A 22,691-nucleotide genomic window follows, 5' to 3' on the forward strand; every position below is an offset into this window, starting at 1 on the left:
TTATGTCCCGTATCGGTAGACAACCTATTGCCGTTCCCAGCGGCGTGACCGCGAGCGCCCAGTCCGGTGTGTTCAAGGTCAAGGGCCCCAAGGGCGAACTGACGGTGCCCTACAACACTGAACTGACTGTGCGCCAGGACGGCGAGCAGCTGCTCGTCGAGCGTCCCAGCGACGCCCAGCGCCACCGTGCTCTGCACGGCCTGACCCGTACCCTGGTCGCCAACGCGGTCAAGGGCGTGTCGGACGGCTTCACCATCAACCTCGAACTGCGTGGCGTGGGTTACCGCGCGCGCCTCGCAGGCAAGAACCTTGAGATGACCATCGGCTACAGCCACCCGGTCGTTATCGAGCCGCCTGCCGGCGTGAGCTTCACCGTGCCCGAGCCGACGCGCATTGACGTGAGCGGTATCGACAAGCAGCTCGTCGGCCAGGTTGCGGCAAATGTCCGTAAGGTGCGCAAGCCCGACGCCTACCACGGCAAAGGTGTGCGCTTCGTTGGCGAGCAGATCGCCCTCAAGGCTGGTAAGGCCGGTGCCACCGGCGGGAAAGGGAAGAAATAATGTCCTCACAGACGACCGTCCGCCGCAAGCTGCGCACCCGCCGCAAGGTCCGTGTGGCCGCCGCCGAGCGCCTGCGCCTGAGCGTGTTCCGCTCGAGCAAGCACATCTACGCCCAGATTATCGACGACAGCAAGGGCGTGACCCTGGCCTCGGCCAGCAGCGCCGCCGTCAAGACGGGCAGCAAGACCGATACCGCCGCAGCCGTGGGCAAAGCCCTGGCCGAGGCCGCCACCGCCAAGGGTGTCACGAAGGTCGTTTTTGACCGTGGTGCGTACCGTTACCACGGACGCGTGAAGGCGCTCGCAGACGCGGCGCGGGAGGGTGGCCTTGACTTTTAATCGTCGTAACGACCGCAACGCGGAGCGTGAAAGCAGCGAATTCGAAGAGAAGATGCTGTTCGTCAACCGCACCTCCAAGACCTACCAGGGCGGACGCCGCTTCCGCTTCGCCGCACTCGTGATCCTGGGTGACCGCAACGGTCGCGTGGGCATGGGGATCGGTAAGGCCAAGGAAGTGCCGGTCGCCATCGAGAAGGCCAAGGCGATCGCCCGCAAGAACATGATCCACGTGCCGGTCGAAAACGGGACGATTCCTCACGACATCGTGGGGGTCAACAGCACCAGCCGCGTGCTGCTGAAGCCCGCGGGTCCCGGTACCGGCGTGATCGCAGGCACCGTTCCCCGTTCCATTGCCGAACTCGCGGGCATCACCAACATGCTCTCGAAGGAACTCGGCAGCCGTAACAAGGTGAACGTGGCGTACGCCGTGTTCGACGGCTTCAAGAACCTGCGCACCGCCAAGCAGGTCCGCGCTCTTCGCGGAACCGAGGCGCCGGCGCAGACCGCAGGAGGCGCGCAGTGAAGATTACCCTCAAGCGCAGCGTCATCGGCCGCCCTGGCTATCAGGTGAACACGGTCAAGGCGCTGGGCCTCAAGAAGATCGGCGACAGCCGCGAAATCAATGACTCGCCCGCCCTGCGCGGGATGGTCAAGACTGTTCAGCATCTGCTGGAGGTGCAGGAATGAAACTCCATGAGCTTAAGCCGCACGCCGGCAGCCGCAAGAACCGCAAGCGCGTGGGCCGTGGCCCCGGCGGCACCGACAAGACCGCCGGCCGTGGTCACAAGGGCCAGAAGGCCCGCAGCGGCGCTGGCAAGGGTGCCTTCTTCGAAGGGGGCCGCAGCCGCCTGATCGCCCGCCTGCCCAAGCGCGGCTTTAACAAGGTCGGTACCACCTTCGAGATCGTCAAGCTCTCCCAGCTGGACGTCTTGCAGGGTGACACCTTCGACCGCGCTGCGCTGGAACTGGCCGGTCTGGTGCGCCGCAAGAACAACCCCGTCAAGCTGCTGGCGACTGGTGAACTGACCCGCGCCGTGACGGTGCACGTTGACGCCGCGAGCGCGGCCGCCATTCAGGCCGTGGAAGCGGCCGGCGGCCGGGTCGTACTGCCCGAAGCTACCAGCGAGACTGCCGAGAAGGCGGAGTAAATGCTCCGCGCCTTCCGCGACGCGTTCCGGATTCCGGACCTGAGGCGGAAGATTGTCTTCACCCTGCTGCTGCTCGCCGTATACCGCCTGGGAAGTGCTATTCCCACGCCCGGCGTCAACACCGCAGCCCTCAGCCAGGCCACCTCGGGTGGCCTCTTTGGTTTGATCAGCCTGATCTCGGGGGGCAATCTTTCGCAGTTCTCGATCTTCGCGCTAGGAGTGCTGCCGTATATCACGGCCAGCATCGTGATCCAGCTGCTCACGACCACCGTGCCGGCTTTGGAGAAGCTCTCCAAGGAAGGCGAGGAGGGTCGGAAGAAGATCAACCAATATACCCGCTACGCGGCCATCGCTCTGGGGGCGGCGCAGGCGATCTTCTTTTCGCTGTACATCACCAGCAATCCGCAGTACGTGGCCGTGGGCTGGGATCCAGGGTTCTTTACTGTGCTCGTCATGGTGCTGACCCAGGTAGCCGGTATCGCGCTGACGATGTGGATCGGTGAACGCATTACCGAAGTGGGCGTCGGCAACGGCATCAGTCTGATCATCACCTCCGGGATCATCGCAGCCTACCCGCGTGAGATCGCAGCGACCGGTCAGCTTCTGCAGACCGAGCAGACGAGCATCCTGCGAATCCTGATCTTCATCGGCGTCATCCTGATCACCATCGCCGGCATCGTGTACGTGTATCAGGCCGAACGCCGGGTCCCCGTGACCTACGCGCGTGCCCGTGGCGGCGCGGCCGGTCAGGCCCGTGGGGCCGGTCAGGCGACCTGGCTGCCTATCAAGGTGAACCAGGCAGGCGTCATTCCGGTGATCTTCGCCTCGGCCATGTTGATCATTCCCAACGTGATCGCCAGTGCCACGGCCGCCCGTGCGCCGGGCGTGAATGCCTGGATCAGCACCAATCTGGTGTTCGGCACACCGCTGTACATCATTCTGGAAGCTGCCCTGATCTTCGGCTTCACGTACCTGTACAACAGCGTGCAGTTCGATCCCAAGCGGATCGCGGAGCAGCTGCGCGAGGCTGGCGGCTTCATTCCGGGGGTCCGTCCGGGCACGGCCACGGCCGAGTTCCTGGGAAGCATCAGCGGCCGCCTGAGCCTCTGGGGCGCCGTCTTCCTGGTCGTGCTGACGGTCTTTCCGCAGATCGTGCAGCGCGGCACCGGAATCACGACCTTCCAGTTCTCGGGGACGGGTCTGCTGATCATCGTGGGGGTGGCGCTCGAAACCCTGAAACAGCTCGAAGCTCAACTCACGGTGCGCCGTTACGACGGCTTCATCAGCAAGGGCCGTATCCGCGGCCGTCTGAACAACTAAGCCGCGTTGCCAGATCACTGACCGCCTTCCTCCGGGAGGGCGGTTTTACTTTGTCGGCCCCGCCTTTTCGCCCCACGTTACTGATGGGGGAACTGCGCCATGCGCACGTTCCGGCAGACTCAGCCTCTATGCTAGGGCCCAGATGGAGGAATGAAGTGACGCAAAACAAAACCAAGGTCGTGATTTTTCTCGGGCCTCCCGGCGCGGGCAAGGGAACCCAGGCCGAGCGCCTGGCCGCCGAGCAGGACCTCGTCAAGATCAGCACCGGCGATATTCTGCGCGACCACGTGACGCGCGGTACCGAGCTGGGCCAGGCGATACAGCCGATCCTGACTGCTGGGCAGCTCGTCCCCGACGATATTCTCATCGCTCTGATCCGCGACCGGCTGGCGGGAATGGAGCAGGTCCGGGTCATCTTCGACGGTTTTCCGCGGACCCCGGCTCAGGCCCAGGCACTTGACCTGTTGCTTGAGGAACTCGGCGCTCCCGTGACTGCCGTGCCGCTGCTCGAAGTTCCTGACGAGGTTCTTGTGGGCCGGATCGTCGAGAGGGGCCGCCAGGCAGCGGCGCGCAATGAGCCGGTGCGCAGTGACGACACCGAAGAGGTCGCCCGTAAGCGGCAGCAGGTCTACCGTGAGCAGACTCAGCCGCTCATTGAGCACTACGAGGGGCGCGGTCATCTGTACCACGTAGACGGCGTGGGCAGTACGGATGAGGTCTACAGCCGTATCCTGAGCGGAATGCACTGAGCGGTTCAGACAGGGTGTCCGAATAGAATGGACGAGAAGATGAACCCAGAATGGAGCCGCTCCGAGGCTTTACGGCCTTTGCTCTCTTGTGGTACTCTCGTTTTTGGCTTGCATCAAGCCTGGAGGTTGCGTGGCGAGACGAAGAATGCCGGAACAGCGGGAAAAACGTAAGAAGGAAGAGTCCGATACCGTGCGGGCCGAAGGGGTCGTGGAAGAGGCGCTGCCGAACACCACGTTCCGTGTGAAGCTCGACACTGGACATGACCTGCTGGCGTACATCAGCGGCAAGATGAGGATTCACTACATCCGTATCCTGCCGGGGGACCGTGTGGTTCTGGAGATTAGCCCCTACGACACCACGCGTGGGCGCATCGTCTACCGCAAGTAAGCACCCAGGCGAGTGGTGACCACAGATTCCCTGCACGCGCGCCAGCGTGCGCTGGGCGGGGGGTCGAGCGCTGCCGGAGAATTCAGGCGGCGCGAGGAGGAAGCATGAAAGTTCGCAGCAGTGTCAAGAAAATGTGCGACAACTGCAAGGTGATCCGCCGCCACGGGCGCGTTCTGGTCATCTGCACCAATGTCAAGCACAAGCAGAGGCAGGGTTAAGCATGGCACGTATTGCCGGCGTTGACCTGCCCCGCGAGAAGCGCGTCGAAATCGCGCTGACCTACATCTACGGTATCGGCCTGACCCGCGCCAAGGAAGTCCTGGCGCAGACGGGCGTGAACCCCGACACCCGCGTCAAGAACCTCTCGGAGGCCGAGCAGAGCACCCTGCGCGAAGCCATCGAGAAGACCTACAAGGTCGAAGGCGACCTGCGCAGTGAAGTTGGCCAGAACATCAAGCGTCTGATGGACATCGGCGCTTACCGTGGCCTGCGTCACCGCCGCGGTCTGCCCGTGCGCGGCCAGCGCACCAAGACGAATGCGCGCACCCGCAAGGGACCGCGCAAGACCGTCGCCGGTAAGAAAAAGGCCACGAGGAAGTAAGCCATGGCGAAGAGCACCAAGGGTAAGACCCCCCGCCGCGCCCGGCGCAACATCAGCGCTGGCCGCGCCTACGTGAACGCGAGCTACAACAACACCATCGTCACGATCACCGATCTCGAAGGCAACAGCGTGGCCTGGTCGTCGGGCGGCACCATCGGGTACAAGGGCAGCAAGAAGGGCACGCCCTACGCGGCCCAGCTGGCCGCCGCCGACGCCGTCAAGAAGGCCCAGCAGACCTTCGGCATGAATATCGTCGACGTGATCGTGCGTGGCTCGGGCTCCGGCCGTGAGCAGGCTATCCGCGCCATCCAGGCGTCGGGTATCGAAGTGAAGTCCATCATGGACGACACCCCCGTGCCCCACAACGGCTGCCGCCCCAAGAAGAAGTTCCGCGCCTAAAGCGCACGCGCGCGCCCACCTGTCCCGGTTTCGCTGTTCTCTAGGCCCCGCGCCCAGGAACGAAAGCTGCACCCACCAGCGAGAAGCCGGGCCCACAGAGGGCCGCAGACCCGCCCGAGCCGCATTGGCCGGGCGCATAAGGAGAGCAAGACATGGGTCGTTTCCGTGGTTCCATTACCAAGCAGAGCCGCCGCGAAGGCATCAACCTCGCGGAGACCGAAAAGGTCCAGAAGTACCTGGACAAGCGTCCCTACGGCCCCGGCCAGCACGGCCAGCGCCGCAAGGGCCGCCCCAGCGACTACAGCGTGCGTCTGCGTGAAAAGCAGAAGCTTGCCCGCCTCTACGGCGTCGGCGAAAAGCAGTTCCGCAACCTGTTTGAGGAAGCCGCCAATGTGCCCGGCGTGACTGGTACGGTGTTCCTGCAGCTGCTCGAACGTCGTCTGGACAATGTCGTGTTCCGCATGGGCTTTGCCAGCACCCGCCGCCAGGCGCGTCAGTTTGTCGGTCACGGGCATATTTTCGTGAACGGCAAGAAAGTGGACGTGGCCAGCTACCGCGTCAAGATCGGCGACGAGATCAGCGTGGCCGAAGGCAGCCGCCAGATGGGCTTCGTCCAGGAAAACATGGAAGCGCAGAAGCGCCGCCGCGTCAGCCCCTGGGTCGAAATGAACCCTGAAAACTTTATTGGCACCTTCTCGCGCCTCCCCGCGCGCGAAGACCTCGCGCTGCCGATCAACGAGAACCTCATCATCGAGTACTACTCGCGTTAAATACGGAGGCCCCAGTGGATCAAAAGCGCCCTCAACTCAAGGCCCGCGTGGACGGCAACTACGGCGAGTTCGTCCTCGAGCCGCTCACGCGCGGGTACGGCGTCACCATCGGGAACCCTGTCCGGCGCATCCTGATGTCCTCGATTCCCGGCACGGCGGTGACCAGTGTCTACATCGAGGATGTCCTGCACGAGTTTTCCACCATTCCGGGCGTCAAGGAAGACGTCATCGGGCTGATTCTCAACCTCAAGGAACTTGTCGTGAAGTTTCATGCCGGCGGCCCCAAGACCCTGACCCTGCGTGCGCAGGGTGAAGGGGTCGTCAAGGCGAGCGCCTTCGAGGTGCCCAGTGACGCCGAGATCGTGAACCCGGACCTGACCATCGCCACCCTCGCCGAAGACGGCAAGCTGGTGATGGAGGTGCGTGTGGAAGAAGGCGAAGGCTACGTGCCCGCCGACAAGCACGCCACCAAGGACCGCATCAACTCGATCCCGGTGGACGCCGTGTTCTCGCCGGTGCGCCGCGTGGCCTACCACGTGGAAAACACCCGCGTGGGCCAGCAGACCGATCTTGACCGCCTGATCCTGCGCGTCTGGACCGATGGCAGCACCGGTCCGCAGGACGCGCTCGACAAGGCCGTGGAGATTCTGCGCTCGGAGCTGACGGTGTTCGGCAATGTGGAGAATCTGCCGATGACCATCGACACCGAGATCAGCCAGCCGGTCTACACCCCGGCCATGACGACTCCGGTGCCGACCGGTACGGGGATCTACGATCTGCCGCCGCGCCAGCCCGAGCTGAGCATCAATCCTCAGCCCTTCCCGACCGACCTGGACACGCCCCGCGTGACCCTCGAAGGCCTGGGTCTCACCACCCGTGTGCTGCATTCCCTCAAGGAAGAAGGCATCGACAGTGTGGACGCCCTGTGCGCCTTGTCCGACCGCGACCTGAAGAAGGTTCCCGGAATCGGCGAGCGCAGCCTCGACGAGATCAAGCAGCAGCTCGCTCAGTTCGGCCTCGCCCTCAGAGACTGACCCTCTTTCGGTGGGCGGCCCCGCGCCGCTCCCCGTCCCCCAAGGAGAACAACCATGCGTCACGGTAAAGCCGGTCGCAAGCTCAACCGCAACAGCAGCGCCCGTACCGCCCTGGCCCGCGCCCAGGCGACGGCGCTGCTGCGCGAGGGCCGCATCCAGACGACCCTCACGAAGGCCAAGGAGCTGCGTCCTTACGTCGAGAAACTAATCACCACCGCCAAGGGCGGCGATCTGCACGCCCGTCGCCTCGTTTCTCAGGACATCCACGACAAGGAAGTCGTGCGCAAGGTCATGGACGAAGTGGCGCCCAAGTACGCCGAGCGTCCCGGTGGCTACACCCGCATCCTGCGCGTGGGCACCCGCCGCGGTGACGGCGTCACGATGGCCCTGATCGAACTGGTCTGAAGACCCCTTCGGACCCTGGCCCCCACCCGTTGCGGTGGGGGCTTTCCTGTGGGCCTGAAATCCTGATTTTTTGTGACCTGGGCGGCTTTCCCGGCCCATCCGTTTCCCATCTCGGGGGCGCACACTGGGGCATGAAGCCTGCGCCCCGCCGGTCCGCCGCCCGCGCCCCCCGTTTCCGTTTCTCCGGCACCCGGTTGCTGGGCGCCGCGCTGCTGGGCACCGCTCTCCTCGCCGCTCCGGCGGCCACCGCCAAGACGGCCGCGACCGCGCCGGCCCAGGTCTTGTTCGACCGGGTCAACCAGCTCGTGCAGGACCGGTACGGCGGCCTCTCGACAGTCGACCGTGCCGCGCTGCGCAGCGAGTATCAGCTGCGCCTCGACGCGGTTTGTGCTCCCGAGCCTCAGACCTGCGCCTCGGCCAAGGCGTACCCGGTGGTCCAGGCCGAGATCACGGCGCTGGGCGACGAGCACAGCTTCTTTCAGACACCGGACGATTTTGGAGATTTTGTTGCGAGCGCGACCGGGGGCAACCGCAAGCAGTTTGGGGTCAAGCTCGCGCGGCTTGACGGAGAGAACCGGGTGGTGCTGGAGGTGGTGCCTGATAGTGCCGCTGCTGAAGCCGGCCTGAGCCGGGGCGACGTTCTCCAGACCATCGGGGGACAGGCCTACACCTACGAGCGCCTGCGGACCGCCCGCCTGGGGGATCAGGCCACGTCGCTGGGAGTGGACCGCCAGGGTCGGCGCCTGGAACTGACGATTACGCCCCGCGAGAGCAGCACCCGTGATCTGCCGCGCCTGACCTATGCCGGGCCACAGGGCAAGGTGGCGGTGCTGCGCATCCCGACCTTCCTGACCGGGGGCGGCGTGGCCCAGACGGTGCACAACCTCGTGGGACAGGCACAGACACGCGGCGCCACCGGAATGATCGTGGACCTACGCGGCAACGGCGGCGGCAGTCTCAGTGAGTGCGACAGCGCCGTGAGCGCCTTTGTACCGGACTTCGTGCGGGTGGCGCGCACGAGCGACGGTGACGTGCAGACTCGCGTGAGCCGCGGCCTGCGCCTCGAAGACGGACAGGCCCAGGGCGGCGTGCGCAACCCCAAACTGTGGACCGGCCCGCTGGCGGTACTGGTGGACAAGTCCAGTGCCTCGTGCAGCGAGTTCTTCGCCTATGAGATCCAGTACGCCGGGCGCGGCCCGGTCATCGGGGAGGACACGGCTGGGGTGGGCAACACGGCCACCCGCGTCTTCCCTCTGCCCGAGGACGCAGCGCTGCAGCTGACCATCACCAACTACGTCAAGGCCAACGGCGCGCCCTACCCAGTGCGCGTCACGCCCGACCAGCCAGTCACCCAGACCGAGGAGACCATCCGGCGGCTGACGCAGGGCGTGGACCAACTGCTCGACAGCGGCGTGCGTGCCCTGAGCGCCGCGCCCACCCTGTCCAGCGACCGCGCGCGCAACTGAACTCCGGAGGCGGGTAAAGAGAGCGGCCGGCGCCTCTGGGAGGCCAGCCGCTCTCTTGATGTTTTTGCCCTCAATCGGCAGCAGCCTGGGCCTGCTCACGGGTGGGCATGTCCCGCAGGGCCCAGCGCAGTCCCACGGCCGTGAGCAGCCCGATGGCGAGCAGCGTGAGCCAGGGCAGCAGGGTAAAGTCGAGGCGGCTCCCGGCGTCGATCAGGAGACCGCCCAGAAAGTTACCCAGTGCTCCCCCCACTCCCAGACTGATGGCCGAGAAGCCGAAGTAGCTGCCCGTGAGTCCCTCAGGCGCGAGGCGGGCTGTGAGGGTCTGCTGCATGGGGTACACGAGCATGGTGCCCAGGCTGTAGAGGGCCACACAGGCCAGCAGTTGCCCGAAGGTGACCGCCAAGCCCATGAGGCCCAGCGAGACGGCCACGCTGAGGACCGCAGCGACCAGGACCACCCGTGCCCGCAGATGTCGCTCGACGAGCCGCAGCAGCGGGTATTGCAGCGCCACGGCCAGCCCCGCCGAGAGACCGTAGAGGGGTCCCGTGGCGCCGGGACCGGCCAGGTCGACTGCCTTGAGAGTCACCGCCACGTTGAGCTGCGTGCTGAGCAGAAAGTACCCGCACAGCACGAACGTGAAACGCCGGAAGGCCCGGTCGTGCAGGGCCACTCCCAGTCCGGCCAGGGCGCGGTCGCCCGCGCGCGGGGTGGGGCGCACGTGCGGCAGGGTGATTGCCAGGACCACCAGCGCGAAGATGTAGGCGCTGCTGGCGATCAGGGCGGCGCGCTGGAAGCCCAGGGTGATGAGCCAGGCGCCCAGCAGCGGCCCCGTGACCATGCCGAGGTTGCCGGCGATGCTGATGAGGCCGAACATCCGCGCGCGGAACTCCGGCGGGGTGACGGCCGTGATGGCTGCGCTCTTGGGAGCGTCGAACAGGCCGCCGCCGATGCCGGCCAGCAGCGAGGCCGCCAGCAGCTCAGGCAGCGTGCCGGAGAAGGCCATCCACGCGAAACCCAGCGTGCGGATCAGGCACCCGGCCAGGATGAGCGGCTTGGGGCCGAGGCGGTCGGCCCAGGCCCCTCCGAAGACGGTCAGCCCCTGCTGCGTGAGCTGACGCAGGCCCAGCACCAGCCCCACGCTGGCTGCGGCCCAGGCCAGGCCGTCCACAAAATGCACCGTGATGAGGGGGATGACGAGAAAAAAACCTCCCCACATCAGGAAGGTGACGCCGATCAGGCCCAGCTGGGCGGGGGACAGGCGCAAGCGGGCGGCGGCGGGAGCAGACACGTTGCCGAGGCTACACCCGCGCCTCCGGGGGGTGGCCGGCTGGACCGGACTGCTTGGACCTCCCGAACGGCGTCTAGGCTGACGCCGAGGTGAGAAGAATGGGCCGCCCGCCTGAAGTCGGGCGCCATCCGCGCGCGCCGCCCTGCTGCCAGCATGAGGCTCATGAAACAGATTGCCCAGCGGAGCCGCCCGGCTCCCCGTTTCGCCCTCGGCGCCGCGCTGACCGGTGCCGCCCTGCTGCTGGCCTCCTGCGGCGGCACCATGGCCGGGCCCGGCACCGAGGACACTCAGCCCATCATCTTGCCTGGGGAACAGCTCGGACGGATTCCGGGGCAGATCACGCCCTTCACGGTGGGCCAGGCCGCGTCCGTGAAGCCAGAGGAACTGAATGAGAGCGCTCCAGTCTCGGCGACGGGCAGTTTTGACCTGGGTCTTCCTACCGTGACGAGTATGACGGCGAAGTACAGCGACTTGCTGTTCAACGCTACTGATGTATTTGGAGCCTGTTCGAATGTCACCACCACTGCGCCGGATAGCCTGAGGCTGTACCCCATCGCCACCCTGAAGACCGACACCGGTCAGCCCCTGACCGCCAACGCATCGGGCAGCACGACGGCCAAGAACTGGTGGTTCGCCAGCCAGGACGCTTCCTACACCTTTCAGGGCGAGTGCATTGGGCTGGGAACCGTGAACGCCACGTTCAATCTCAAACTCGGCTGGAATGTCTTGGACGTCAACTATGGTGGGACGGTCACCAGCTACACCCAGGTTGACGCCCCGACAGCCCCGGTCGAGTGGCGGACCGGCGGTCTGGGCTCGCAGCGCCTCAACAACGCACTGGAACCCTGGAAGAACTCGGCCGCCTACCGCGCGCGTCAGTAGGGAACGATAAGCGAACACCCCCACAGGAGTGTGGGGGTGTTGCTGGTCTGGCTCGGGAGGTAGGGGTCGAACCTACGACCATTCGATTAACAGTCGAACGCTCTACCACTGAGCTACTCCCGAATACAGGTGGTATGCGGCCGTTTCCGGCGCGAGAGGGATAGTAGCATGGTGTTCCGAAGTCTTGCAAGTCCTGACCGCGTGAGGTCTGGCCGGCCCGCTCAGGCCTCGGCGCCGCCGGGCATGATGGCGCCGGGCGTCACACCCAGGCGGCGCAGCGCCTCGGCCCAGCGGTCTTCGGCGGGCACGTCCCACAGCAGTTCCGGCGTGTCCTGCTCCACCCAGACCCAGGCTCCGGCCCGGGCTTCTTCGGTCAGTTGGCCGGCGCGCCAGCCCGCGTAGCCCAGCACGAGCATGTAGCGCTGGCCGCTCGCCATTACGGCGCGCAGGACGTCGAGGCTGCTCGTGACGTTCAGGCCGTCCAGCAGCCGCATCTCACCGTCCAGGCCCAGGGGGTCGGGATAGAGGCACCAGCCCAGCGAGGGGTCCACCGGGCCGCCCATCCAGGCCGGAATGTCCTGTCCCGGGGCGTCCGGCATGAGTTCGCTGACGGTCTGCGGGGCCGGCGCGTTGACGATCAATCCCATCGCACCTCCCAGATCGTGCTCCAGCAAGAGAATGACCGTCCCCCCGAACACGGCTCCGTGCAGGTGGGGACTGGCGACCAGAAACGTCAGCGCGCGGCCCATCAGGTCTCAGCCTAGCGGGCCGGGCGGCGCGGGAGTAGAGGCCGTGGCCTTCATGCGGCGCCCGGTGTCCATCCGCATGAGATCAGGCGCCACCGGACGCTGGCCCTGAAGCACCACAGAAAAACCCCCACCGCAGGGGTGGGGGCAGGAAAGGGAAGAAGGACTCAGGCGCTCGCGCCGGTCCGGCGGCCGCCCCGGCGCTTGGGCGCCTCGGTGTCGGGGGCGGGCACCACTGGGGCGCTGCTGCCGCGGGGGGTTTCTAGCGCCTTCAGGCCGCCGACCAGGGCGACGTCCAGCACCTGATCGACCGTCTCGCAGGGATGGAAGCTCATCGAGGCGCGCAGGTGGGCCGGGATGTCGCGCAGATCGGCCTCGTTGGCCTTGGGCATGATGATGTGCTTGATGCCCGCACGCCGCGCGCCCAGCACCTTCTCCTTCAGGCCGCCGATGGGGAGGTAACGCCCCGTCAGGGTCATCTCGCCGGTCATCGCCACATCGTGACGCGCCGGGATGCCCGTGAGGGCCGAGATCAGGCTGGTTGCCATCGCGCCCCCGGCACTCGGGCCTTCCTTGGGGATGGCGCCGGCCGGCACATGCACATGCATCTCGCTGTTGTCGAGGCGGTCCTTATCGATGTGGAAGCGCTCGGCGTTGCTCTTGGCGTAGGTCAGGGCCGCGCGGGCCGATTCCTTCATCACGTCGCCCAGCTGTCCGGTGAGGACCAGGCCCTTGCCGGGCATGATGCTCGTCTCGACGAACAGGATGTCGCCGCCCACGGGCGTGTAGAACATGCCGGTGCTCACGCCGACCATGTCTTCCTTGTTCTCGCTCTCGGGGGTGTGGCGGGCCTGCCCCAGGTAGCGGTCGAGTTCTTTGTCGGTCACCTTCACGCGCTTGGCGTCCCCGGTGGCGATGCGGCGGGCGACTTTGCGGGCCACCGTCCCGATCTCGCGCTCCAGGTTGCGCACGCCGGCCTCACGGGTGTAGTTGGAAATCAGCTTCTCCAGCGAGGCGTCGGTGAACGTGATCTGGTTGGGCTTCAGGCCGTTTTGCGTGAGCTGGCGGGGCATGAGGTAGCGCTTGGCGATCTCCAGCTTCTCCTGCTCGATGTAGCTGGAAAAGTCGATGACCTCCATGCGGTCCATCAGGGCGGCCGGAATCTGCTCGGGGTAGTTGGCCGTGGCGATGAACATCACTTCGCTCAGGTCGAAGGCGACGCCCAGGTAATGGTCGGTGAAGTGCTGGTTCTGCGAGGGGTCCAGCACCTCGAGCAGCGCCGAGCTCGGATCGCCCTGGTAGCTGCTGCCCAGCTTGTCGATCTCGTCGAGCAGCACGACCGGGTTCTTGGTGCCGGCGGTCCGGATACCCTGGATCAGGCGGCCGGGCATGGCGCCGATGTAGGTGCGGCGGTGTCCGCGGATGTCCGACTCGTCCCGGGCGCCGCCCAGGGCGATGCGCACGTACTTGCGGCCCAGCGCCTTGGCGATGCTCTGCGCGATGCTCGTCTTGCCGACGCCGGGAGGGCCGGTGAAGACCAGGATGGGGCCCTTGTTGACCTCGTCGGCGCTGATCTCGCCGCGCTCGGCGCGTTCCTTGCGCAGGCGGCGCACGGCCAGGAACTCCAGTACGCGGTCCTTGACCTTCTCCAGGCCGTAGTGGTCCTCGTCGAGCACCTGCGCGGCCTCGCCGACGTCCAGACGGTCCTCGCTGCGCACGTTCCAGGGCAGTTCGGTGACCCATGTCAGGTAGGTGCGGATGACCGAAGCCTCGGCGGCGTCGGGGTGCATGCGCGAGAGGCGGTTGACCTCGCGGTCGATGTCCTTTTTGACCTCGGGCTTGAGCTCCAGCGCGTCGATCTTGGTCCGGAAGGCCTCGGCCTCGTCGCCGTCGTCGTCCTCGCCGTTGAGCTCCTTCTGGATGACCTTCATCTGCTCGCGCAGGTAGTACTCGCGCTGGTTTTTGTCGATCTCTTCCTTGACCTGGGCGCGGATCTTGGCCTGCACGGCCTGCACTTCCTGCTCGGTGTCGAGCAGCGTCAAGATCTTGCGCAGGCGGCCCTCGACGGTGTCGATTTCCAGCAGCGCCTGCTTGTCCTCGAGCTTGAAGTCGAGGTTGAAGGCGATGTGGTCGGCCATCTCGCCGGGGTCTTCCTTGCCCTGGATGGTCTGCACGCTCTCGGTGTTCAGGCGGCCGCCGCTGGCGACGGTCTCGAACTTCTCGCGCAGCTCGCGGGCCAGGGCCTGAAGCTCCACGCCGCCGCTCTTGCCTTCGGGCAGGGCTTCGATGTCGGCGCGCAGGTAGTCGCCGCGGGTGTAGGCCGTCACCTTGACGCGCGCCACGGCCGACACGAGCATCTGCACGGTGCCGTCGGGGTTCTTGCGCACGCGCAGCACGTTACAGGCGGTGCCCACGTCGTACAGGTCGCTGCCCTTGGGGTCGTCAACGTCCTTGTCGCGCTGCGAGACGATCAGGATGACCTTCTCACCGCTCATGGCGGCCTCGATGGCGCCGATGGACAGGGCGCGGCTGGCGTCGATGTGCTGGACCATGGTCGGGTAGATCACGCTGCCGCGGACGGGGCAGACGGGGATGTTCTTGGGAAGGCTGGGGTGTTCGGTGGGCATGCGGTACTCCTTGTGGCCCTGACCCTGTGAAGCTGCCGGGTGGGAGAGAACGTCTGACCCTGGCGAATACTTCTACCAGGAAACTTGAGTGTAACTATATCAAGTTTCGGCAGTTCGCGCAAGCCGTGCGGCCTGTACGTCCTGCCCCGAAAATGCGTCTGTCACGCTAAAATTCTACTGCCGCCGTCTGATACGACCCTCACGGAAAGCTGATGTGGAGTTAACTCTTCGGCAGGAAGACGAGGGGGTTGCCGGTCGGCTGGAGCATGGCTGGCGGCCCGGACCCACAGGCCGGGTTTCGTACCTGCGCCGGGTGGGCACGACAGAAAGACAGGACCGCCGTGGAGACGGCGGTCCTGCGCTGGAATGACTTCTGGGACTCAGGCGCGCAGCAGATCGGCCGCGATGATGACCTTCTGGATTTCGCTCGTGCCCTCGTAGATGCGCAGCAGCCGCTGGTCGCGGTAGAAGCGTTCGACCGGCGAGTCTTTCATGTAGCCCATGCCGCCGGCCACCTGCACGGCCTTGTCGGCCACCTGCGAGAGCGCCTCGGTGGCGTGGTACTTGGCGACGCTCGCCATGCGGCGCACGTCCTGGCCCTCGTCCACCATCCAGGCGACTTTCTGCCACAGCACGCGGCTTGTCTGCACGGCGATCTCCATCTCGGCGAGCATGAACTGCACCGCCTGGAACTCGGCAATGGGTTTGCCGAACTGCTCGCGGGCCTGCGCGTGCGCCACCGACAGGTCCAGCAGGCGCTGCATGGCCCCTGTGGAGCGCGCGGCGATGCCCACCCGGCCGTTCGTCAGGATGCCCAGCGCCTCGCGGTAGCCCAGGTCGAGCGGCCCCAGGAGGTTCGCGGCCGGAATGGCGGCGTCCTCGAAAATCACCTCGGCCGAGAGCGATCCTTTCTGGCCCATCTTCTCGTCAATCTTGCCGATGCTCACGCCGGGGGTGTTCTGCGGCTCGACCAGAAAAGCGCTCATGCCGCGCGTGCCCTTGGCGGGGTCGGTGATGGCGATGACGGTCAGCAGCCCGGCAATGGGCGCGTTCGAGATGTAGTGCTTGGTGCCGTTCAGGACGTACTCGTCTCCGCGTTTCTCGGCCCGCGTGCGGATGTTGGCGGCGTCGGAGCCGCTGCTCGGCTCGGTGATGGCGAAGCCCGCCACGCACTCGCCCGTCGCCATGCGGGGCAGAAAGCGGCGTTTTTGCTCCTCGGTGCCCAGCCGGACCAGCCCGCTCGTGCCGATGGACGCGTGGGCCGAGATCATGCCCCCGAACCCCATGTGCCCCTGGCCGAGTGCCTCGTACACGGCGCAGCGGCCCAGCGCGCCCAGGCCCACGCCCCCATACTCCTCGGGAATGCTCAGCCCGAACAGACCCAGGTCGGCGGCCCCCCGCAGCAGCTCGGGCGGAATGCGGTTGGTGTCCTCGATCTCGTGCGCGCGCGCCTCGACGCGGGTCAGCCCGAAATCACGGATGATCGCCTGCATGTCGCGCAGGTCGCCCGGCAAGTCGAAATTCATGTTGGGGTTCAGCCTACACCCGGCTGGCGCCCGCGCAGCGCCTCCGGCAGCGTGCTGGGTGGGGGATATTGACACCCGGCACGCTGCCGCCTACACTGCTTAGGCCTGCAAAGGCTGTGATGGTGGCTTTAGCTCAGTTGGTTAGAGCGCCGCTCTGTGGAAGCGGAGGCCGGGGGTTCAAATCCCCTAAGCCACCCCAGAAGTTCCCCGGCTCATATGCCCTTGGGCCTGCGCCGGGGCTTTTTTTTACCAGTAGGGCAGGCGTGCGGGGATGGCGGAACTGGTAGACGCACCAGACTTAGGATCTGGTTCCCATAGGGAGTGAGGGTTCAAGTCCCTTTTCTCGCACCAACACTCGGGGAGCAGTCGGGCATGTGCCGGGCTGCTCCCCAGCTCTTTTGCTCCGGACAGCCGACACCCGGCGGACAAAAAGCACTATGATGCTCGGCGGCATGTCGCGCGCCCTCGCCGGGAACCGCTCCGGCCCGGACCTCCGGGCCGCCCGGTTCCGGGCGGCGCAGGCGGCGTCACAAGCACACAACCAGGGCCACGCGCAGGCGCACGGCGCGGCGCGGAGGCCAGACGGGAGACGTATGGCAGAGCTGATCAGCAGGGAAGGCAACAAGGTGGAGTTCAAGGTCTCGGTGCCCGCCGCCGAGGTGAACCGCATGTACGACCAGGTGTGGGCAGGCCTCGCGCGCGACGTGCGCGTGCCCGGGTTCCGGCCCGGCAAGGCGCCGCGCAAGGTCATCGAGGGCCGCGTGGGTAAGGGCTACGTCGAGCAGGAAGTGCGCGACCGTCTACTCCAGACCCACTACCCCCAGGGCGCGCGCGACCTGAAGCTCAACCTCGTGGACGCCACCATCGACCCGCAGGACCTCGCGAGCGGCCGGAGCTTCGACTTCACGGTGCGCGGCGAGACCTACCCCGAGGTCAAGCTGGGGGACTGGCGCGGCGCCAGCGTGACGGCCGCCGCCCCCGAAATCACCGACGAAGTACTGGGCCGCACTCTCGCCGATCTCCAGGAGCGCAACGCCACGTTCGAGAGCGTGGAGCGTCCCATCGAGGCCAGCGACCAGGTGACGATCCAGGAGCAGGGCGAAGACGGCGGTACCTACCCCATCTACCTCGATGTGGCCGAAGAGCACGTGCGCGCCGCCCTGCTGGGCAAGCAGAAGGGCGACACCGTCGAGATCACCGTGCCGGCCCACCAGCACGGCGACCACGAGCACGCCGAGCACACCGTCACCGTGACCGTGCAGGACGTGAAGACCAAGCAGCTTCAGGAGCTGAACGACGACTTCGCCAAGTCGCTGAACTTCGACGACATCGAGCGCCTGCGCACTGACCTGAAGGGTGAACTCGAGCGCCGCGCGCAGCAGGAGGGCGACAACGCCCGCCGCGAGGAGTTTGTCACCAGCCTGGTCGACGGCATGACGGTGGACATTCCTCAGGCGCTGCTCGACCGCCGCCGCGAGGCGATGCTCGAGGAGATCAAGGAAGACCTGGGCCGCCAGGGCGTGCAGTGGGGCGAGTACGAGGCCTTCATGCAGGAGCAGGGCAAGCTCGACGAATTCATGGCCGATCTGGCCAAGAACGCCGAGACCCGCGTCCGGCGCGACCTGGCCCTCGAGCAGCTTGCCGAGGACCTGAACGTGCAGGTGTCCGACCTCGAGTTCAACCAGACCATGAGCGCGCTGGCCCAGGCCAATAACCTGACCCCCGAGCAGCTCTCCTCGCAGCTCGGCCCCAACGGCCTGAACTCGTACTACATCAGCCTGATGCGCGAGAAGGGCCTCCAGCAGGCCATCTCCTCGCTCGGCGGCGAGCAGGCCACCGAGAAGCAGCCCGAGCAGAAGGACGAGCAGACCGAAGGTGAAAGTGAAGCTCCTGCCGAAGAGCAGAGCACCGCGCACCCCGAAAACCAGCCGGCCGGCGAGTAAGACCGCCGCTCCGGGGGCCTGACCCCCGTACCCAGGGACACGCTGACGCGGCGTGTCCCTGTTTTGTGGCTTGGTCCTCTCTATTGCACCGGGTTCAGACCGCCGTAAATTGTTTGAACGGGCGTTCAAAGAATGCTACGGTCTGGAGCGTGACTGCGCCCGGCCCCGCCCCCGTTTCCTCCGCGCCCGCTGTGGGCATCCTGGCCGTTGGGGGGTACGCCCCCGCGCAGGTGGTCCCGAACGCCCACTACGCCGCGCGGCTGGAGACCACCGACGAGTGGATCCGTAGCCGCAGCGGCATCCGCGAGCGCCGCCACGCCGCGCCCGAAGAGACGGCGAGTGTGCTGGGCGGCCGGGCTGTGGGGGACCTCCTGACCCGCTTTCCCGGCGCGCTGGAAGGCGTGGACCTCGTGATCTGCGCGACGAGCAGTCCCGATGCCATGTTTCCCTCGACGGCCGCATTGATCGCGGGCGCGGCGGGCCTGCGGGGCGCGGCGGCCTTCGACGTGAGCGTGGCGTGCAGCGGGTTCGTGTACGCCCTGAGCGTGGCGCACGCCATGGTCGTGGCCGGCACCGCCCGGCGCGCGCTGGTGGTCGGTGCCGAGGTCATGAGCCGCGTGGTGGACCAGGACGACCGCAGCACCGCGATCCTGTTCGGGGACGGTGCGGGGGCGGTCGTGGTCGGACCGGTACCGGTGGGCTACGGCGTGCAGGCCTTCGCGCTGGGGGCCGACAGCAACGGCGGCCCCAGCCTGTTCCTGCGCGGCGCGGCCGACACCTTGCCGGGCGGCACGGCGATGGGGCCGCACCTCACCCAGAACGGCCGGGAGGTCTTCAAGTTCGCGGTGAGGATCATGGGCGACATGACCGAAGAGGTGACCCGCCGCGCGGGCCTGGCGGTGAGCGACATCGACGTGTTCGTGCCGCACCAGGCCAACGTGCGCATCATCGAATCGGCGCTGGAGCGCTTCGGGCTGCCGCTGGAGCGCGCAGTAGTCAATCTCGACCGCTACGGCAACACGAGCGCGGCGAGCATTCCCCTCGCGCTGGCCGAGGCGCAGGCGCAGGGCCGGATGAAGGACGGGGCCCAGGTGGTCCTCGCGGGGTTCGGCGGGGGGCTGAGCTGGGGCGCGGCGGCGCTGCGCTGGTGGGACGGCGGGCGGCGTGGGGGCCACACCGGGGAGTGAGCGCTGGTTCGCGCTTTTGCGCGTTTCGTCGCCCGCGTCCCCGTTTCTCTGAACAGCCGTTCGGAGAATGGTAGCCTGCGAACCGTGAAAGCAATTGGCATCGTGGCCATGGGAATATACGTGCCGCCGAAGGTCGTCACCAACGCCGACTTCGAGGCCCGCATGGACACCAACGCCGAGTGGATCGAGTCGCGCACCGGCATCCGGGAGCGGCGGCACGCCGAGCCGGGGGTCTATACCTCGGACATCGGGGTGGGGGCCGTGCGCGACCTGCTGCGCCGCGACCCCGACGCTCTCAAGGACGTGGATACGGTCATCTGCGCGACTGCGACCCCAGACGCCCTGTTTCCCAGCACGGCGGCGCTCGTCGCCGGTCAGGTGGGGCTGACGGGCGCGGGGGCCTTCGACCTCCTCGCGGCGTGCAGCGGCTTCGTGTACGGTCTGAGCATGGCGCAGGGCCTGATCCTGGCCGGCACCGCGCGGCGGGTGCTGGTCATCGGGGCGGAGGTGCTGACCACCATCGTGGATCAGGAGGACCGCAACACCGCGATCCTGTTCGGCGACGGCGGCGGCTGCGCGGTCGTGGGCGAGGTGCCGGACGGGTACGGTTTCCAGGATTTCGTGCTGGGCGCCGACAGCGCGGGCGGGCCCGCCCTGTACCAGCGCTGCATCGCGCCCACGCTGCCGGGCGGCGCGCCGATGGGCGAGAAGGCGGGCATGAACGGCCGCGAGGTCTTCAAGTTCGCGGTGCGGGTGCTGGGCGACAGCGGCAACCAGGTCTTGAAGAAGTCGGGACTGACCCCCGCCGACGTGGACTGGGTCATTCCGCATCAGGCGAACCTGCGGATCATCGAGGCGGCCGTGCAGCGCTTCGGCATTCCCATGAGCAAGACGGTCGTGAACCTGCACCGCTACGGCAACACGTCGAGCGCCACCGTGGCCCTCGCGCTGCGCGAGGCGGTAGACGACGGCCGCGTGCAGGACGGCCAGCAGCTGCTGCTCGTCGCGTTCGGCGGCGGCCTGAGCTGGGTCGCGGCCACGATGAAATGGTGGGGTGGGGGCCGCTCGCTCGGCGCGCTCGCGGCCCCGCAGGAGGCACACGCATGAAGATCGCCGCTCTTTTTCCGGGCCAGGGGTCGCACGCCGTGGGCATGGGCGTGGACCTCGCCGCCGCCTTTCCCGAAGCCGCCGCCGTCTACACGCAGGCCGAGACCACACTGCCGGGCCTGCGCGCCCTGATCGAGTCCGGCCCGCTGGAGGACCTGACCCTCACAACCAACCAGCAGCCCGCATTGGTCGCGGCGTCGGTGGCGGCCTACCGCGCGTGGCAGGCGCAGACCGGTCTGAAGCCCGACTACGCCGCCGGGCACTCGCTGGGCGAGTATTCGGCCCTGGTGGCGGCGAGCGTCCTGGACCTGTCGGCGGCCCTGCGGCTCACGCGCCTGCGCGGCGAGCTCATGCAGGCGGCCGTGCCGGTGGGCACCGGGGCCATGAGCGCCGTGATGGGCGACCCGGAGACCGTGCGCGAGGTCTGCGCGGCCCTGGAGGGTGTACAGCCCGCCAACTTCAACGCGCCGACCCAGACCGTCATCTCGGGTGAGAAGGCGGCGGTCGAGGTGGCGGGCGCCGAGCTGAAGGCGCGCGGGCTCAAGATCATTCCGCTGAAGGTCAGCGCGCCCTTCCACTGCGCCCTGATGGAGCGCGCGGCCGAGGGCCTGACCCCCGCGCTGGAAGCCGCGCCCTACGGCCCCTATGCTTTCCCGGTCGTGGCGAACGTGACGGCGGAGGCGGGGGCCGACCCTGCGCGGACGGCCGAACTGCTGCGCGCCCAGATCACCGGCAGCGTGCGCTGGGTCGAGTCGGTGCAGGCCCTGGCCGCGCTCGGCGTGGACACCTTCGTCGAGTTCGGCCCTGCCGCGGTCCTGACCGGCCTCGTCAAGCGCATCCTGCCGGACGCCCGCACCCTGAACGTGGGCACGGCCCAGCAGGTGCGCGACTTCACGCTGTAATTCCGGGGCCTTTCCCCCTTCTTTCCGAGGACTTCATGACCGATTCGCAGATTGCCGCTTCCCAGAATTCCAGCACCCCCGACGCCCCCCCCCGCAAGGTCGCCCTCGTGACCGGCAGCAGCCGTGGCCTGGGGCGGGCCACGCTGCTGCGCCTCGCCCAGGACGGCTTCGACGTGGCGGTCCACTACGGCCGCAACGCCGACGAGGCCGGGCGCGTGGCCGACGAAGCCCGCCGCCACGGGGTGCGCGCCGAGGTGTTCGGCGCCGACCTCTCGGTGCCCGCGAACGCCGGCAAACTGGTCGAGGACGTGCTGGCCGCCTTCGGGCGCCTTGACGTGCTGGTGAACAACGCCGGCGTGACCCGCGACGGCCTCGCCGTGCGGATGAAGGACGAGGACTGGGACCTAGTCATCCAGACCAACCTGTCGAGCGCCTTCGCCGCCTGCCGCGCGGCCCTCAAGCACATGATGCGGGCGCGGACCGGGCGCATCGTCAACGTGGCCTCGGTGGTGGGGCTCACCGGCAATCCGGGGCAGGCCAACTACGTCGCCAGCAAGGCCGGCCTCATCGGCCTGACCAAGGCGCTCGCCAAGGAGTACGGTGGCCGGGGCGTCACCGTGAACGCGGTCGCGCCGGGCTTCATCGAGTCCGACATGACAGCCACCCTCCCGGAGGGCGTGCAGAAGGGCTACCTAGCGAATATCCCGCTGGCGCGCTTCGGGCAGCCCGAGGAGGTCGCGGCGGTCGTGGCCTTTCTGGCGAGCGAGGGCGCGGCCTACGTGACCGGCCAGACCATCGGCGTGGACGGCGGCCTCAACCCCCACTGAGGCCCCCTGGCCGGACGGCTGGGCTTGGACCCCGTTCAGGCAAAGGGGAGAAGCGGCGCCGGCGCGTGTAGACTGGCGCAGAATTCAGGTTCTAGAAGGAGGAACTGACATGGCAACTTTTGACGACGTGAAAGATGTGATTGTGGAAAAGCTGGGTGTGGACGCGGACAAGGTGGTCCCCGAGGCCCGTTTCGTCGAGGATCTGGGCGCGGATAGCCTGGAGACCGTCGAGCTGATCATGGGTCTGGAAGACAAGTTCGGCGTGACCATTCCCGACGAGGAAGCCGAGAGCATCCGCACCGTGCAGGCCGCCATCGACTACATCGAAAGCAAGCAGTAAGCCGGCTGCGCCGCTGAGCGGGAACCGCGTGTTCCGGCCGGCGGCGGACCGGGCAGGGCAGGGGGGCGAGGGAGGCGCGGCGCGACAGAGGCCCGCCCTTCGCCCCATTTCCCATTTTCCTTGGGCGCTGGCCGGTGG

General features: G+C 67.2%; 26 protein-coding genes and 3 tRNA genes. 24 read left to right on the plus strand and 5 right to left on the minus strand.

What is annotated here, in order from left to right; translation table 11 throughout:
* Positions 1-2: 2 nt before the first annotated feature.
* The 15 genes from rplF to ASF71_RS03540 all read left to right on the plus strand — a co-directional run bounded on the left by rplF (position 3) and on the right by ASF71_RS03540 (position 9,178).
* Positions 3-560, plus strand: a complete 558-nt coding sequence (gene rplF, locus ASF71_RS03470; protein WP_056294765.1) for a 50S ribosomal protein L6 — start codon at positions 3-5, stop codon at positions 558-560.
* Positions 560-898, plus strand: a complete 339-nt coding sequence (rplR, locus tag ASF71_RS03475) for a 50S ribosomal protein L18 (RefSeq protein ID WP_056294768.1) — start codon at positions 560-562, stop codon at positions 896-898. The genes rplF and rplR overlap by 1 nt, the downstream gene beginning before the upstream one ends.
* Positions 888-1,421, plus strand: a complete 534-nt coding sequence (rpsE, locus tag ASF71_RS03480) for a 30S ribosomal protein S5 (protein ID WP_082505480.1) — start codon at positions 888-890, stop codon at positions 1,419-1,421. Before rplR ends, rpsE begins: the two co-directional genes overlap by 11 nt.
* Entirely contained in the window at positions 1,418-1,585 is a 168-nt protein-coding gene (rpmD, locus tag ASF71_RS03485; protein ID WP_056294774.1) for a 50S ribosomal protein L30, read from the plus strand. Before rpsE ends, rpmD begins: the two co-directional genes overlap by 4 nt.
* On the plus strand, positions 1,582-2,046 hold the full coding sequence (gene rplO, locus ASF71_RS03490) for a 50S ribosomal protein L15 (RefSeq protein WP_056294777.1): 465 nt from the start codon (positions 1,582-1,584) through the stop codon (positions 2,044-2,046). Before rpmD ends, rplO begins: the two co-directional genes overlap by 4 nt.
* Positions 2,047-3,366, plus strand: coding sequence for a preprotein translocase subunit SecY (gene secY, locus ASF71_RS03495; RefSeq protein WP_056294780.1), 1,320 nt, complete (start codon positions 2,047-2,049; stop codon positions 3,364-3,366).
* Positions 3,367-3,521: 155 nt separating this feature from the next.
* Positions 3,522-4,115, plus strand: coding sequence for an adenylate kinase (locus ASF71_RS03500; protein ID WP_056294783.1), 594 nt, complete (start codon positions 3,522-3,524; stop codon positions 4,113-4,115).
* A 145-nt stretch (positions 4,116-4,260) separates the two neighbouring features.
* Positions 4,261-4,503, plus strand: coding sequence for a translation initiation factor IF-1 (gene infA / locus ASF71_RS03505; protein WP_014685976.1), 243 nt, complete (start codon positions 4,261-4,263; stop codon positions 4,501-4,503).
* 104 nt (positions 4,504-4,607) lie between these two features.
* Positions 4,608-4,721: a 50S ribosomal protein L36 gene (gene rpmJ, locus ASF71_RS03510; RefSeq protein WP_019012075.1), complete on the plus strand. Its 114-nt coding sequence runs from the start codon at positions 4,608-4,610 to the stop codon at positions 4,719-4,721.
* Positions 4,722-4,723: 2 nt separating this feature from the next.
* Positions 4,724-5,104, plus strand: a complete 381-nt coding sequence (gene rpsM, locus ASF71_RS03515) for a 30S ribosomal protein S13 (RefSeq protein ID WP_056294786.1) — start codon at positions 4,724-4,726, stop codon at positions 5,102-5,104.
* Positions 5,105-5,107: 3 nt separating this feature from the next.
* Positions 5,108-5,503 carry a 30S ribosomal protein S11 gene (gene rpsK / locus ASF71_RS03520; RefSeq protein WP_014685974.1) on the plus strand — a complete coding sequence of 132 codons (396 nt, stop codon included), beginning with the start codon at positions 5,108-5,110 and terminating at the stop codon, positions 5,501-5,503.
* 152 nt (positions 5,504-5,655) lie between these two features.
* Positions 5,656-6,273 carry a 30S ribosomal protein S4 gene (gene rpsD, locus ASF71_RS03525; RefSeq protein ID WP_056294789.1) on the plus strand — a complete coding sequence of 206 codons (618 nt, stop codon included), beginning with the start codon at positions 5,656-5,658 and terminating at the stop codon, positions 6,271-6,273.
* A gap of 14 nt (positions 6,274-6,287) precedes the next feature.
* On the plus strand, positions 6,288-7,307 hold the full coding sequence (locus ASF71_RS03530; RefSeq protein WP_056294792.1) for a DNA-directed RNA polymerase subunit alpha: 1,020 nt from the start codon (positions 6,288-6,290) through the stop codon (positions 7,305-7,307).
* A 54-nt stretch (positions 7,308-7,361) separates the two neighbouring features.
* Complete coding sequence (gene rplQ, locus ASF71_RS03535) at positions 7,362-7,712, plus strand: 50S ribosomal protein L17 (protein ID WP_056294795.1); 351 nt, start codon at positions 7,362-7,364, stop codon at positions 7,710-7,712.
* A 131-nt stretch (positions 7,713-7,843) separates the two neighbouring features.
* Positions 7,844-9,178 (plus strand): S41 family peptidase, encoded by a 1,335-nt coding sequence (locus ASF71_RS03540; RefSeq protein ID WP_056294797.1) that lies wholly within the window; start codon positions 7,844-7,846, stop codon positions 9,176-9,178.
* Between the two features lie 70 nt (positions 9,179-9,248).
* On the opposite strand, the gene ASF71_RS03545 is transcribed toward ASF71_RS03540, so the two are convergent.
* Positions 9,249-10,466 carry an MFS transporter gene (locus ASF71_RS03545; RefSeq protein WP_056294799.1) on the minus strand — a complete coding sequence of 406 codons (1,218 nt, stop codon included), beginning with the start codon at positions 10,464-10,466 and terminating at the stop codon, positions 9,249-9,251.
* A gap of 162 nt (positions 10,467-10,628) precedes the next feature.
* Between ASF71_RS03545 and ASF71_RS03550 the strand changes: the two genes are divergently transcribed.
* Positions 10,629-11,348, plus strand: a complete 720-nt coding sequence (locus tag ASF71_RS03550) for a hypothetical protein (RefSeq protein ID WP_056294803.1) — start codon at positions 10,629-10,631, stop codon at positions 11,346-11,348.
* Between the two features lie 48 nt (positions 11,349-11,396).
* Here ASF71_RS03550 and ASF71_RS03555 read toward each other — a convergent pair.
* From ASF71_RS03555 to ASF71_RS03570, 4 genes are all read right to left on the minus strand, one after another.
* Positions 11,397-11,471 (minus strand) — tRNA-Asn (locus ASF71_RS03555).
* Between the two features lie 98 nt (positions 11,472-11,569).
* A complete protein-coding gene (locus tag ASF71_RS03560; protein WP_056294806.1) occupies positions 11,570-12,097 on the minus strand; it encodes a YqgE/AlgH family protein in 528 nt (175 codons plus the stop codon).
* 164 nt (positions 12,098-12,261) lie between these two features.
* Positions 12,262-14,721, minus strand: coding sequence for an endopeptidase La (gene lon, locus ASF71_RS03565; RefSeq protein ID WP_056294812.1), 2,460 nt, complete (start codon positions 14,719-14,721; stop codon positions 12,262-12,264).
* Between the two features lie 380 nt (positions 14,722-15,101).
* Positions 15,102-16,247, minus strand: coding sequence for an acyl-CoA dehydrogenase family protein (locus tag ASF71_RS03570; protein WP_056294816.1), 1,146 nt, complete (start codon positions 16,245-16,247; stop codon positions 15,102-15,104).
* A gap of 122 nt (positions 16,248-16,369) precedes the next feature.
* Between ASF71_RS03570 and ASF71_RS03575 the strand changes: the two genes are divergently transcribed.
* From ASF71_RS03575 to acpP, 8 genes are all read left to right on the plus strand, one after another.
* Positions 16,370-16,446, plus strand: a tRNA-His gene (locus ASF71_RS03575).
* A gap of 66 nt (positions 16,447-16,512) precedes the next feature.
* Positions 16,513-16,598, plus strand: a tRNA-Leu gene (locus tag ASF71_RS03580).
* Between the two features lie 242 nt (positions 16,599-16,840).
* Positions 16,841-18,190 carry a trigger factor gene (gene tig, locus ASF71_RS03585; RefSeq protein WP_056294819.1) on the plus strand — a complete coding sequence of 450 codons (1,350 nt, stop codon included), beginning with the start codon at positions 16,841-16,843 and terminating at the stop codon, positions 18,188-18,190.
* A 149-nt stretch (positions 18,191-18,339) separates the two neighbouring features.
* Complete coding sequence (locus tag ASF71_RS03590; RefSeq protein ID WP_056294824.1) at positions 18,340-19,377, plus strand: beta-ketoacyl-ACP synthase III; 1,038 nt, start codon at positions 18,340-18,342, stop codon at positions 19,375-19,377.
* A gap of 84 nt (positions 19,378-19,461) precedes the next feature.
* Positions 19,462-20,484 carry a beta-ketoacyl-ACP synthase III gene (locus tag ASF71_RS03595; protein ID WP_200939650.1) on the plus strand — a complete coding sequence of 341 codons (1,023 nt, stop codon included), beginning with the start codon at positions 19,462-19,464 and terminating at the stop codon, positions 20,482-20,484.
* A complete protein-coding gene (fabD, locus tag ASF71_RS03600) occupies positions 20,481-21,386 on the plus strand; it encodes an ACP S-malonyltransferase (protein ID WP_056294832.1) in 906 nt (301 codons plus the stop codon). The genes ASF71_RS03595 and fabD overlap by 4 nt, the downstream gene beginning before the upstream one ends.
* Positions 21,387-21,421: 35 nt before the next feature.
* Complete coding sequence (gene fabG, locus ASF71_RS03605) at positions 21,422-22,213, plus strand: 3-oxoacyl-[acyl-carrier-protein] reductase (RefSeq protein WP_056294835.1); 792 nt, start codon at positions 21,422-21,424, stop codon at positions 22,211-22,213.
* Positions 22,214-22,322: 109 nt separating this feature from the next.
* Positions 22,323-22,553 (plus strand): acyl carrier protein, encoded by a 231-nt coding sequence (acpP, locus tag ASF71_RS03610; RefSeq protein ID WP_056294838.1) that lies wholly within the window; start codon positions 22,323-22,325, stop codon positions 22,551-22,553.
* Positions 22,554-22,691 lie beyond the last annotated feature (138 nt).

Source organism: Deinococcus sp. Leaf326 (assembly GCF_001424185.1).
GTDB lineage: Bacteria > Deinococcota > Deinococci > Deinococcales > Deinococcaceae > Deinococcus.